The sequence below is a fragment of the Bdellovibrio reynosensis genome (genome assembly GCF_022814725.1).
Classification (GTDB): domain Bacteria; phylum Bdellovibrionota; class Bdellovibrionia; order Bdellovibrionales; family Bdellovibrionaceae; genus Bdellovibrio; species Bdellovibrio reynosensis.
The window spans coordinates 630995-644317 of the sequence record NZ_CP093442.1; the positions used below are offsets into that span (position 1 = coordinate 630995).

General features: G+C 42.2%; 11 protein-coding genes, 1 tRNA gene and 1 pseudogene. 6 read left to right on the forward strand and 7 right to left on the reverse strand.

The window, feature by feature from the left end; genetic code table 11:
- Positions 1-62: 62 nt before the first annotated feature.
- Positions 63-662: pseudogene (locus MNR06_RS16765) on the reverse strand (Tll0287-like domain-containing protein); the annotation flags it as partial.
- Positions 663-847: 185 nt separating this feature from the next.
- Positions 848-1831 carry a lipase family protein gene (locus MNR06_RS02895; protein ID WP_243538521.1) on the reverse strand — a complete coding sequence of 328 codons (984 nt, stop codon included), beginning with the start codon at positions 1829-1831 and terminating at the stop codon, positions 848-850.
- A 168-nt stretch (positions 1832-1999) separates the two neighbouring features.
- Here MNR06_RS02895 and MNR06_RS02900 point away from each other — a divergent pair.
- Positions 2000-2076, forward strand: a tRNA-Met gene (locus MNR06_RS02900).
- A gap of 26 nt (positions 2077-2102) precedes the next feature.
- Here the strand turns inward: MNR06_RS02900 and MNR06_RS02905 are convergent.
- From MNR06_RS02905 to MNR06_RS02920, 4 genes are read right to left on the reverse strand one after another with little or no spacing between them, the layout of a single operon-like run.
- Complete coding sequence (locus tag MNR06_RS02905) at positions 2103-3353, reverse strand: TolC family protein (RefSeq protein WP_243538522.1); 1251 nt, start codon at positions 3351-3353, stop codon at positions 2103-2105.
- An 11-nt stretch (positions 3354-3364) separates the two neighbouring features.
- The gene (locus MNR06_RS02910; protein ID WP_243538523.1) at positions 3365-3763 is read right to left on the reverse strand and encodes a hypothetical protein; all 399 of its coding nucleotides are present in this window, start codon (positions 3761-3763) and stop codon (positions 3365-3367) included.
- Between the two features lie 10 nt (positions 3764-3773).
- The gene (locus tag MNR06_RS02915) at positions 3774-6902 is read right to left on the reverse strand and encodes an efflux RND transporter permease subunit (protein WP_243538524.1); all 3129 of its coding nucleotides are present in this window, start codon (positions 6900-6902) and stop codon (positions 3774-3776) included.
- 44 nt (positions 6903-6946) lie between these two features.
- Positions 6947-7315, reverse strand: coding sequence for a hypothetical protein (locus tag MNR06_RS02920; protein WP_243538525.1), 369 nt, complete (start codon positions 7313-7315; stop codon positions 6947-6949).
- A 117-nt stretch (positions 7316-7432) separates the two neighbouring features.
- Between MNR06_RS02920 and MNR06_RS02925 the strand changes: the two genes are divergently transcribed.
- Positions 7433-7912 carry a BON domain-containing protein gene (locus MNR06_RS02925; protein WP_243538526.1) on the forward strand — a complete coding sequence of 160 codons (480 nt, stop codon included), beginning with the start codon at positions 7433-7435 and terminating at the stop codon, positions 7910-7912.
- A gap of 7 nt (positions 7913-7919) precedes the next feature.
- Positions 7920-8789 carry a hypothetical protein gene (locus tag MNR06_RS02930; RefSeq protein WP_243538527.1) on the forward strand — a complete coding sequence of 290 codons (870 nt, stop codon included), beginning with the start codon at positions 7920-7922 and terminating at the stop codon, positions 8787-8789.
- Here the strand turns inward: MNR06_RS02930 and trhO are convergent.
- Positions 8786-9823 carry an oxygen-dependent tRNA uridine(34) hydroxylase TrhO gene (trhO, locus tag MNR06_RS02935; protein ID WP_243538528.1) on the reverse strand — a complete coding sequence of 346 codons (1038 nt, stop codon included), beginning with the start codon at positions 9821-9823 and terminating at the stop codon, positions 8786-8788. The genes MNR06_RS02930 and trhO overlap by 4 nt on opposite strands.
- 167 nt (positions 9824-9990) lie before the next feature.
- On the opposite strand from trhO, the gene MNR06_RS02940 reads away from it, so the two are divergent.
- Genes MNR06_RS02940 through MNR06_RS02950 form a run of 3 tightly spaced genes read left to right on the forward strand, consistent with a single transcriptional unit; the run spans position 9991 to position 13294 of the window.
- Positions 9991-11598 carry a peptide chain release factor 3 gene (locus MNR06_RS02940; RefSeq protein ID WP_243538529.1) on the forward strand — a complete coding sequence of 536 codons (1608 nt, stop codon included), beginning with the start codon at positions 9991-9993 and terminating at the stop codon, positions 11596-11598.
- Between the two features lie 8 nt (positions 11599-11606).
- A complete protein-coding gene (locus tag MNR06_RS02945) occupies positions 11607-12524 on the forward strand; it encodes an ABC transporter ATP-binding protein (protein ID WP_243538530.1) in 918 nt (305 codons plus the stop codon).
- Entirely contained in the window at positions 12521-13294 is a 774-nt protein-coding gene (locus tag MNR06_RS02950; protein ID WP_243538531.1) for an ABC transporter permease, read from the forward strand. Before MNR06_RS02945 ends, MNR06_RS02950 begins: the two co-directional genes overlap by 4 nt.
- Positions 13295-13323: the final 29 nt, after the last annotated feature.

Here is a 13323-nt window from a genome sequence, read left to right on the forward strand (position 1 = left end):
ATATACCAAGTGCTCTTAGCGACAGCAGCCTCGATTTCGGCTTTGCTAGAGATAATGGCAAATGCACCATGAAGCTTTCCGTCTTTCCAGTTTTCCATTTGATGGCCTAAAATATCTTTGCCATTACCCCACGGGGATGTCTTCGGGTCACCATGACATGAAAGACAACCTTGGCTTTCAACCAAACGAACCGGGTGATAGACAATCACCTCACTGTCGTTCACTTCAACGATATCTTTAAGGGTCTTGTCTGCTTCGAAACGTTTTAAAATTTCTAACTCCGAAGCGGTAGCTGCATTGTCCTTATTACGAGGTTCATCTGAAAAAATGCGGAACTTATATCCTTCTTCTTCAGCACCTACAGAACCTACTTGCATGGCTGCGAAGATCGGTACCTGCTTTAAAATAGTAAGCTTGGCATCTTTGGATAAATGACCGTCTGGAAAATTCTTAAGCGCGTGATCAATAGAGATATTAAGTCCGCCTTGGGAAGCAATGTAGTCTTGCACCACAACTAAGCGAGAAAGGATTGCTTGTGATTTTTCTTCTAATTCTTGTTCACCAAAATGTTTCACACGATTGGCAGAAACTAGAACGGCAGCTGTTGTGCAGATAATACAGGCCATTGCTATACTTAAAAGAACTTTGCGGCTGAACTTCATACTTCCTCTTTCACATCGAATGATTCGCGAAACTTACCTTGACCGTAACTTTACATCGATACATCGGAATACAAATAAGCTCTTGTAGAGGGACTAGATGGTTCAGGAAAAACTTAATCTTTTAGAAACAATGTTTTGATGAAGTTTCACATTTAGCACAAAGCACGACTGTCCTAAAGTGAACTTTAATTGCTATGTACCTGAGTTGGGAGTTGCTGAATCAAGCTTTCATAAAACCAAATCTGCTCTTGGCGAATGTCATTCATCCGGGTGAACCCCATCAATTTAAAAATACGGTAGTCCAAGAATTGTTCTGAATGATCAAGATGGCATTGGATCTTTGTAAGTCTTTTGATTGGAACCGTTTCGCCGCTGGTGTATCGCAGTCGCAGACCCACTCCATAGGCGGATGAAAGGGGAACCACGCCATCATTAGCTTCAGGGATGACCTTTGACGTAATAGAAAAGAGGGGACTCAATCTGCGTGCATCTAACCAGTAATCAGGAAAGCGAAGGGGGCGTTGGGATCCTGCCGTAGCAAAGATTTTTATTCCATCTGGAATTCGCAAAGCTTTTAAAAATCTTCGTACAGACAGGCTGGTCAGATGAAGGGCCCCTTGAAAATCGATGCAGTCAGAGGCTTTTTCTAAAGCTCTTCGCAGTCTTTGACTAAAAGGCCCAGATTCAAAAAGCACGTCTGCCACGGGGCTGCCATGAAGGGGTGTTGCTAACAGTATGATATTGCGAATCGGAAGGTGGCGCGACTTTTCTGCAGCTTTTAAAGCGTAAAAGCCCCCGGCACTGTGTCCTAGAAAAGTAATTGGAATATCTGCCTTAGGAAAATTTTTGAAATACCAGTTATGAACCTTCTGCTGAACGATGGATGCATTCACAGAAAAATCGCCGAAGGGAAGTAATCCGTTTACGATAATGACAGCATAACCATTTCTGACCCAAGTATTCACAACATCTAAGCTAAAGTAAGAATTCACTTCCAACTGTTTGCTGATGGGGTTTCTGCGAATATTTCCCGGTATCAGGGAATTCCACGTTCCAGGGATTAACACCACCAGCGCCTTCGGGTTTTGCCCTTTAAAGGCTGATAAGGACTGAGCTTGCGTTAGAACAGAAAACAGTAGGAAAGCGAGCAACACGGTTAGGTATCGCATCAGAAACCTCCTAAGATGTTCTAATCTAAGTACAAAAGCGTCCTTTCATTGGGTCAATGTGCCTTATTGCACGGCAAATGATACGCAGTATTATATTCGAGAATAAGATTTGAGGCATTGACCTCATTAGGACCTTCATCTATAACTGATCACCTAGTCCCAACCTGTCGCGGGGTGGAGCAGTCTGGTAGCTCGTCGGGCTCATAACCCGAAGGCCGTAGGTTCAAATCCTGCCCCCGCAACCAATTTTCTTCTTATTCTTAAATAAAAATTATTTTCCTAACTTTGCTAGCAAATGCGCTTTTGCGACTTGGAATTTTTTGATGATTTCAATCATCTTTACCTGTGTCGCGAAAAGTTTTTCTGAAGCACTCAACATATCCGGAGAGTTTTTAACACCACGGGCATATTCTGACTGAGTCAGTTTAAAATATTTTTCTGAATGTTTGATGTTTTGTTCAGCATCATGAACTTGTCCGTGCAAAAGATTTAATTCTTCCATCTCGGCATGAAGATGAAGATCCAACTCTCTTTTTTTAAAGCGTGCTTCCATTTCAATGGCTTGGGCTTCGGCTTTCAAGGCGCTGCTTTCGCGTTGAGATTTAAAGCCATCAAACAGATTCATCGTCAAGCGCAAGCCAATCACTGTTTCTTGTCTTTCGCCTTCATCAGCAGGGTCTTCTTCCCTTTGGTTGAACTGATTGTAGGCGGCATAGGCCTCTAGCTTCGGTAAGAAATAGCGCTGTCTTGCTTTGCCTTCAATTTTTAATTCCTCAGATAAAAGTTCAACAGGCTTGATTAAAAAATCATGGTTCTTTTCAGAGTGTTGAATCAATCCTTGCCAATCATGATCATGTTCCAAACTTTCTGAAAACTGTAAAGAAGCTTCTTCTTCATAACCTAAAAAAAGTTTCAGCATGTTGATCTGATTTTTTTGAGCGAGTGTTGCCTCATCCAAGATCTGCTTAAGTTCAATGTCTCTCATCTCAAATTCAATGCGATCCGTTTCCGTCGCAACACCGCTTTGTATGCGACGAACTGCTGATTTAAGATTCGTTGCATTCAATTCTTGAGCTTGTTTAACTAAGATAAGGTAATCTCGACGATAAAGAATGTCCCAGTAAATAGCTTGAGCTTCTGAAAGTTGTTCGGCTAACGTGACCGCTTTTTCGTAAGACTTTCTTTCTGAAGCAAGTTCGTGTCTTGCTTCCGTTAATTTGTCTTGTCCGCCGTTGTAGAGATTCATATTCAGTGCAGCACCATAGGTCGGTTGTGATTTTGTTTCAGCCGTCCCTTTTTTAAAAGATTCTTGAGCACCATAAAGTTCTAACGTCGGAAGGTAAGAGCGGGCCCATGAGCCAACTTTAAGTTTGGCGGATTGGTATTCGAATTCTTTGGCCTTAACCCGCTCGTTGCGGGTTTCAACTAAAGTTCTAAGATTTTTTGATGATACCACTACAGTTTGGGCGAAAGCAGCAGATGGAATCAATATCGCAAATAAAACGGTAAGAAGTCTTACCATAACAGCCTCGCTTACTTTTTCTTTTTAGGTTCAACAACCCATTTTACTTTGTCGTCATGACCACCTTGCTTAATGGATAATTCCAAGGTGTATCTGTGTGCATTTTTAGGATCAATTTCAGCCGTCCAGTGGTCCCCGGCGTCTGTCAGTTTTACGTGCTCTGCTTTTTTCTTTGGTAAAGCCACAGTCAGTGATGCTGGATAATCCTTCACCTTTGCTGCTGTCATATCTGTACCATAAACGTAAATTTGAACATTTTTTTCCCCAGAAAGAAGTTCCAGGTTGATGGTTTCAAGCGAGCGAACAACGCCACCCTTAGGCGCTTGGATGGCACCGGGACCATGATCGTGACCTTCGTGGGCAACAGAAGTCGCTGAAACAAAAAGAAGGGATAAGATTATTTTTTTCATAAGTGCTCCTTTATATAAGCTCTTTGTTTTTATCTTCAATTGATTTTAACGCGGCTTTTTTTCCAAAATTATAAAACACCGTGGGTGTGACAATGATATCAAGCAATGTTGAACTAATCAGTCCGCCAACAATAACTATGGCAACAGGATGCAGGATTTCGCTCCCAGGTTCGCCTTTCGCAAAGACCAACGGCAGTAATGCCAAGGACGCCACTGTTGCCGTCATTAAAACCGGTATCAGTCTTTCTAAGGAGCCACGAATCACCATTTCTTTTGAAAAGCTTTCGCCTTCGTATTTTATCAGATGCAAGTAATGGGAAATCATCATGATTCCATTACGGCTGGCAATGCCACACAATGTGATGAATCCAACTAAGCTTGCTACCGTGAAACTTCGATCGGTGAAGAATAACAAAATAATGCCACCAATAAATGCAAATGGAATGGTTAACATAATTTGTGCAGTTATCATTTTTGAATGAAAGTTTGAATAAAGGATCAAAGCAATACCAAGAATAGAGATGGCGCCAAAAAGTAAGATGCGCGCAGATGCCTCTTTTTGAGCTTGGAATTGTCCGCCATAAACGACGTAGTATCCTTGGGGAAATTGAACCTTTGCATTTATATTTTTCTGAATATCAGCAACGACGCTTCCTAAGTCCCGACCAGAAACATTGGCAGAAATGATAATTCTTCTTTGTCCGTTTTCTCGACTGATTTCATTAGGGCCTTCGGTTTCATAAATATCGGCCACTTCAGAAAGTCTTACTTTTCTTCCGTCAGGCATAACTTTGATAATGGTGTTACCCATTTTATCCATGGAAGTACGGGAGGATTCATCAAAGCGATAAAAAAGATCAAAGAATTTTTGTCCCTCAAGAACTTGTGAAATGACGTGGCCGTTGAAGGCTGATTCTAATAGCTCTGTGATTTCACCAGAGCTGATTCCTAAGTGGGCGGCCTCTTCACGTAGTACATGTATCTTTAGTTGAGGTATAAGTCCTTGCTGTTCGACTCTTAAGTCAACAAGGCCTGCGACCGGTGCAATAGCTAATTTAACATCGGCGGCTTTTCCTCTTAAGGTCTCAAGTTCTTCACCAAAAATCTTGATGGCGATTTGCGCGCTCACGCCAGAAACCATGTGATCAATTAAGTGGGAAATAGGTTGGCCGACATTGATTCCCACGCCGGGAATGGTGCCAACTCTTGTTCTGATATCATCTAGGATTTCTTCCCGTGATCGTTTGCTGTCGGATTTAAAATCCACGTCGATTTCACTGACGTTGACACCCATGGCGTGTTCATCTTGTTCGGCGCGCCCTGTTCTTCTAGATACTGATTTGATTTCCGGAACCTCCATGATTTTTCTTTCAGCTGCTAGGCCTATCTCATTGGAGGTCTTTAATGAAATGCCCGGGGGGGCGAAAACGGCGATCATCGCCGTGCCTTCGTTAAACTGTGGTAAAAAGTCTTTGCCCATAAATGGAACTAGCGAAAGAGATATTAAAAATGCCAAAGCCGTTCCACCAAGGACTTTTTTTGGATGATCTAAAACAGCCTTTAATGCTTTTTCATCCCAGGCTTTTAGTTTTGCTACCAATTTTGTATCGTGCTGAGCCTCTTTATTGGCATCACGGGTTTTTAATAGATAAGAAGATAAAACCGGTGTGATGGTTAAAGACACAAGCAACGACGCAAGAAGAGCCGTCAAATAAGAGATCGCTAAAGGAGTAAACAGTCGTCCTTCAAGTCCCGTTAGATTCAGTAACGGCAGAAACACCAACGCAATGATCACAGTGGCAAGAACGATGGAGTTACGAACCTCTGATGACGCCTCAAAGACCACTTTCAAAACTGATTTTGGATTCTTTAAAAGTTTATTTTCTCGGAAGCGGCGATAGATATTTTCGACATCGACGATAGAGTCATCAACAAGCTCACCAATAGCAATCGCTAATCCTCCTAAGGTCATCGTATTTACAGAAAGACCCATGATTTTAAAGACGATGAAGGTGATAAAAAAGGAAAGAGGAATGGCCGTTAAGGTAATCAAACTCATTCTTAAATTTGCCAAGAAAACTAAAAGCACTATGAAAACAAGAACGGTCCCAAATTTTAATTTGCCAATAATTCCTGAAATAGCGTTTTCAATAAAATGAGATTGTTTGAAAACGTTGGTATTAATTAAAACATCTTTTGGAAAGCCCGACTTCATTTCAGCAATGGCTTGATCCACAGAACGGGTCACGCTCACAGTGTCTGCACCTGGCTGTTTTTGTACGACCATGATGACGGCAGGTTTACCTAAATAACTTCCATCACCTCGCTTCGTTCGTGCACCTTCCTGAACCTGTGCAATATCTTTAACTAAGATCGGTCGGCCAAAATGCAGACCCACCACAGTTTGTTGAATATCTTCTATAGATGAAACCGCACCAATGTTACGCACTAAAAGTTCTTGACGGTCTTTATCTAAAAATCCACCGGTGGTGTTCTGACTGATTTTTTCTAATGAGGTATCTAGTTGTTCTAAAGTAATTTGGTACTGATTTAATTTTTCAGCCGAAATAGAGATCTGATATTGTTTTAATCCGCCACCAATTGAAATCACCTGGGCTACGCCAGGAATCGCCATCAAACGAGGTCGTACTGTCCATTCAGCCAAGGTTCTAAGTTCAATCGGCGAAATGCTTTCATTAGTTGTCGAGATTGCAATTTGTTGGATCTGTCCCATAAGGCTCGCGATCGGGGCCATAACGGGTTGGGTATCCTTTGGCAGGTATTCCCGCGCTAGTTGCAACTTTTCTGCGACAAGCTGACGGCTACGATAAAGATCAGCCTTCCAGCCAAACTCTAAATAAATAACTGAAAGACCAATTCCCGATGTAGAACGAACTCTTTCAAGGCCGGGAATTCCGTTTAAAGAATTTTCTAAAGGCAAAGTGATAAGGGTTTCGACCTCTTCAGGAGCGCGACCATGACCTTCAGTCATAATAGTGATCGTAGGTTTTGTCAGATCCGGAAAAACGTCGATGGGAAGGGACTTTAAGGTGATAGCACCGTAAACGATCAGCAAAGCTGAAAAAGAAATAACAAGCAGTCGATGATTTAACGCAAATCGAATAATGGAATTTAGCAAGCAAAGCCTCCGCAAGATATTAAGTCTCAAGAAATTGGAAAGGCTTAAACCCTTGGCGGCTGATAAAGGCGATCTTGACCTAACGAAGTGTAATGAAATGAATATTTCGATAGATATTCTTTTTTAATTTCAACGGGACTGTTGTTTGAATCTATGTTTGGAAAAAAATAAGAGTGAACATGGGTACAGTGTGAAAAGCAGCAATCGTGTTGGGCTTCGTTGCTGGTATGGTCCGATGTCTCATCGCAGTGCGAATCGGCGTCCACTTGGCTAGAAGAAGCTGTTAGCTCCCCAATACATCCTAGATCGAGACTTAGGTAAGCCACGTTGAATAACAGGAAAAATAAGAAGATGTATTTGCAGGCCTTCTTTAACATCCAGGCAATCGTACCTTTTTTGTCAAATGAGCGCAAGTTGGATGATCCGCATTATGAGGCCCTTGTTTTTTTAACCGCTTACACCTTCGCAACTTCTTCTGCGTCAAAAACGGGTCGACAATTTTAGCGTGTGATTATTAAGGAGAGATGATCATGGCTGGTAAAAAGAATCTTTTAATCGGGGCTGCAGTCGGCGCATTGGCGATGTTTTTTTTCGATCCTGTACGAGGACGTACGCGTCGCATTCATATTCGAGACAAGGCGATTCGTGCTGTAAATAAGGGAATCGATAACAGTCTCAGATATAAAGAAGATATGAGCAATCGCATCTATGGCGCGACAGAAGAAATCAAAGCGCGCATGGAACGTCGAGCTGTCACTGATCACACTTTAGAGTTACGCGTGCGATCTGCCTTTGGTAGAGTCTTAAGTCATCCAAAATCCATTCGTGTTACCGTAGATAAAGGAAACGTCTACTTGACGGGTCCTATTCTTACCCGGGAAGTGATTCCTTTAATAAATTGTGTCAGAAAAGTGCGCGGAGTTAAGTCTGTGCATGAACGACTTGAAAGACATACATCCCCAGAAAATATTTCTGAATTACAGGGGAGAGGTCCTGAGTACCTGATCTAAGTGAGCTATGAAAACTCTATTAAAAATTCTTTTAAGCCTGGGAAGTCTATTTGCAGTTTCGTTATTGGTGTTAGCGCTATGGGGCTTGCATCAGCTTCCTTCGCCGCAAATTATTTCCCAAGCTTTGAAACAAGATTTTGCGAGTTTTAAAAAGTCGGTACCCAGTAAATCACAAAAGCCCTATGCCCATCCTAAACTGACTCAAGAAATAAATCCCGAGCCGATTCATCAATATAAAGTTTTGCTTGATGATTTAAGTGATACTAGAAAACCACTAGTAGAAGTGTGTAGGCATCTTGAGCTTGCCAGTAAAAGTCATTTTCATCATGGCGCAGTTTCATCTGATCTGTTTTTCAGTGCATTGTTGAATAAAGACCCCTTAGTCGAAACGGCTGCTCCGATTTTGCGATACATATTTCGCGCCCCTGGTATGCAATCAGTGCTCGACATGATCATGAAGGCAGAACAGACAGAGGATGCTAGCATTCTTAAAAAAGCTGAATTTTATTTTGAGATGTATAAAGTCGGAAAATACTTAAAAGAGCGCCATGACGAAATGGATTTGATTCTGCAGAAAAGTTATAACATGCACTATCTTGCCAAAGCAGTCGCGATGAAACCAGAGCTCGCTAAAGACAGTCGTACTTTAAGTTATTGTGAGTTGTTAGAAAAAGACCTTAACGGCAACGAAGCCTATGACATCGGCGCCGCTGCGGAAGATATGAAGGATTTTTTTATCAGTCAGGGAATCCAACTAGAGCGTCTGGGTTACAATCCAGATTTTCGCTCCCAGGTGAAGTTGCAGCTGACTGATAAACAGGTCACTATCAACGACGCCTGGGTGGCGGATTTGTTCAGAAAACAAAGTGCGAACTAGAATTTGCTAGTTACCGTTTTAGATTCACCATTTGCATTAATCGTGACAACTTTAGTCTTAGAAACGCGAATTGTCGGCAACTCATCGCTGCCTTCTGCTTTTAGCTTCTCTACTTCAAAAGGCACGATTTGTTTTGCACCTTTCTTGTCTGGATGAAGTTTGTATTGGTGGGCGCAGTTTTTAGAACAAGTGTCTTTTTTAAATTCTTCTTTCGCACAATCAACACAGATAAGCTCTTCAGAATCACAGCGTTTGCAATCAATCTTAATTTCTGAAGGTTGACCGCAATGAGGACAAAGGCCGTATTTCGTTGAGGGTTGCAGATTTTGATCCAACGCCACACGGTGGTCGAAAACAAAACATTCGCCTTCGAATTGATCGTTCGGGAATTCTTTCATGTAGTTGATAATACCGCCATCAAGCTGGAATACATTATCGTAACCTTGTTTTTGCAGCTCTAAGATTCCTTTTTCACAACGAATCCCGCCAGTGCAGAAAATAAGCATTTTTTTATCTTTCGAAATACCTTGGCTTTCGATGTATTGCGGGAAGTCTGTGAACTTTTCGATATTTGGATTTAATGCACCTTTGAAAGTTCCGATTTTGTATTCATACCAATTGCGGGTATCGATCATCACAAAATCATTTTCTTCCTTCAAAACTTTATTCCACTCTGCAGGCGTTAAATGCTGATTTTTACCTTCCGGCGGCATGATCTCTGGAATTCCAGTGGTCACGATTTCCTCGCGAATTTTTACTTTAAAGCGACGAAAAGGGGCTTTGTGAGATTCAGAATCTTTAAAAAATTGATCCGGTGAACGGAAGTAAGAACGAATAAATTCTTTCCACGCAAGGAACGACTCTTGAGATGAGGCTGCACAGGTTGAATTAAAGCCTTCTTCGCCTAAAATAACTAAACCTTTTACGTTTAATTCTTCAGCCTTATTTTCTAAATCTTTTTGAATTTGAGGAAGATCTGCTAGCTTTACAAATTTATAGAAAGCCGTAACATAATAGTTCGACGCGTGAGTCATATTGTCACCTTCATTATCCGTCCGCTGGCTCCAAACCAAGGGGAGTTAAAAGTTCCCAGTGGTTATAAATGTGCGGACAATGAATTTCAAGGGATTATATATGCAAAGCGCCAATAGCTTGTAACCTTCGGATTTTCCACGTAAAACGATGTTTTAAAGGAATCAAAATGCTCTCTACACCCCAGGTCCAAAAAGAAATCCAACGCCGCAGAACCTTTGCGATCATCTCCCATCCGGATGCGGGTAAAACCACTCTGACCGAAAAGCTTCTTTACCACGGGGGCGTGATCCATGAAACAGGGGAAGTAAAAGGTAAAAGCGGCACGAAGGCCGTTACCTCGGACTGGATGGCCATGGAAAGGGAAAAGGGGATTTCCATCACCTCTTCAGTGATGACCTTTGATTACGATAGCTTGCGAGTCAACCTGCTAGATACTCCGGGCCATAAAGACTTTTCTGAAGATACGTATCGCGTTTTGATGGCCGTGGATTCTGCCTGTATGTTGATCGACGTTGCCAAGGGTGTGGAAGAACGTACTAAAAAACTTTACGAAGTGTGCCGTCTGCGCAAAGTGCCTATTTTCACTTTCGTAAATAAGTTGGACCGAGAGGGTAAAGATCCTTTAACATTGATTGACGAAGTCGAAAAAACTTTGAACATGCAATGTTATCCAGTGACTTGGCCCTTGGGTATTGGACAAAGATTCCGCGGTATCTATAATCGTCTGACTAAAGAAATTTGGGTCTACGATCAACGTCGTGAAGAAGTAGAAGATTATAAAATCATTCCATTTGAAAAAGGCAAAGACGATCAAATTCTTTATGATTACCTAGATAAAGAATCTGCCGATCAAGTTCTTGAAGAACTTGATCTGATTGAAAGTGCGCTGCCTCCATTTGATGTGAATGAGTTCTTGAATGGAACTATTTCCCCTGTGACTTTCGGATCTGCAAAGCAAAACTTCGGTGTGGATACATTCTTAAAATTTTTCACTCAGTACGCTCCGGGGCCACAGGCGCGTCAAACTAAGGACGATAAGCAGATTGATCCGTTAGACAATAACTTCACAGGCTTTGTATTTAAGATTCAAGCCAATATGGATAAGCGTCATCGCGACCGTATCGCCTTTATCCGCATCTGTTCTGGAAAATTTGAGCGCGGAATGAAAGTAAAACATTCCCGTCACGATAAGGAGCTGCGCCTTTCTTATGCCAGCCAATTCGTTGCTGCGGATAAAGAAACTGTTGATGATGCGTATGCTGGTGACATTGTCGGGGTCGGCGACACTGGCAACTTTGCTATCGGTGACTGTGTTTTTGCTTCAGGTAAAGTGCATTTTGAGGACATTCCAAAATTTGCTCCAGAGCTTTTTGGTCGCCTTTCAGTGCGCGACGCTTTGAAACGTCAAAAGATGCAAGAGGCTTTGAACCATTTGTCTGAAGAGGGCGCAATTCAATTGTTCATTGATCCTCTGGTGGGTCCACAAGATCCAATTATCGGTGCGGTCGGTGAGCTTCAATTCGAAGTTTTGCTAAGACGTCTTCAAGATGAATACAACTTGGAAGTAAAATTAAATCGTTTGCCTTATGGCGTAGCTCGTTGGCCAAGAACCGAAGATGGCAAAGCTGTGGCAGAGCTTAAAGGTGGCGCGAATATGTTCCGCGACCTTCAAGACAATCCGGTAGTTCTAGTAAATCAAGAATGGGATTTGAATTGGCTTAAGCGTGAAAATCCAAGCGTAGAGTTCCATACAAGCATCAGTCGCGCCCGCTAGGAGCTAAAGTGATTTTACCCTTAGAGATTGAAAACCTGCGCAAGAAATACGAAGGAAGTTCCGTCGAAGCTGTTCGCGGAATTTCCTTTGATGTCAAAGGCGGGGAGATCTTTGGTCTGCTAGGGCCTAACGGTGCGGGTAAGACTACGATCATTTCAACCATCACGACTTTAGAGGAGCCAACATCGGGACACGTGAAGGTGTTCGGGGTGGATGTTTCTAAAGATCCGATGTTCACAAAAAAACAAATCGGCGTGGTTCATCAGGAAATCATCAATTCGGGTTTTTTTGATGTCGAAGAAATATTGCAGTTTCAGTCAGGCTATTACGGTCTTCGTAAAAACACCGAACGCATTCATTTTCTTTTAAGCAAGTTAGCGCTTTATGAACATCGCAATAAAAAAGTAAAACAACTTTCTGGTGGTATGAAGCGCCGTTTGATGATTGCTAAAGCCTTGGTGCACAACCCAAAATTAATTTTGCTAGATGAGCCAACAGCGGGTGTTGATATTCGTCTGCGCGAGGACTTGTGGAAATTCGTGCAAGAGCTGCGCGATGAAGGAATGTCGATTCTTCTAACAACCCACTACCTTGAAGAAGCAGAAGAGCTTTGTGACCGTGTCGGTATTATTAATCTTGGGTCGCTGGTTTGTCTTGGCAACACCAAGGAAATCATTCGCCAGTACACACTCAAAAAAATTCATATCATGCTGACTCAAGCCTTGCCGATCACAATACCAAGTTTGGTAGAGGTGAAAGGATTGAATTACTCTTTCGTGGTACCACAAAGTAAACCATTAGGCGAGTTCTTAAGCGAATCGGGAATTCCGACCAACGTCATTAAAGACATCCAAATTGAAGAAGGTGATCTTGAAGAAGCCTTCTTAAAGATCGTTAGCAACAAAGAACCACAGGTGTCGCTATGACAGGTTTTGTAACTGTCTTCAGAAGAGAAATCGCTCGATTTATGAAAGTGATCGTACAAACGGTGATAACTCCCTTTGTTTCATCATTCTTATACCTTTTGATATTCGGCGTTTCTTTGGGCGGGCAAATGCCATCCCATCAAGGTGTTAGTTATCTAGCATTTTTAATTCCTGGTTTGATGATGATGGGATTAATTAATAACTCCTTCCAAAACTCTTCTTCTTCCATCGTGTCGTCCAAATTTTCAGGTGATCTTGAGGACCTTAGAGTCGCACCAGTCACGGACCATGAAATCATCTGGGCGATGAGCTTAGGTGCCGTCGTTCGTGGCTCCATCGTCTCTGTGATTACTTATTTGGTTGGCTCGTTCTTTATGCTTTATCAAAAAGGGGAATGGTTGATGGTAGCTCACCCATTAACCACTGTGTTTTTCTTAATCGTAGCCGGCCTTATCTTTGGAATGATTGGCATCAGTATCGCCTTCTGGGCAAAAACCTTCGATCAACTTTCAGCCTTTTCTGCTTTTATTCTTTTACCACTGACATACTTGGGTGGGGTCTTCCTATCCATCGAAAATCTGCATCCATTCTGGCAAGCGGTCTCAAAACTAAATCCACTGCTTTATCTGATAAATGGCCTTCGCTACGGCATCTTAGGTGTCAGCGATGTGAATGTCTGGACCGCCGCAGTGATCTCTCTACTAGGCTTTGTTTTTTTCTATGTCACTGCCAGATTCAGTTTGAAAAAAGGATCCTTCCAACGCTGGTAATCGGTACTTAGCGCAAAGTTTCCAAGCAC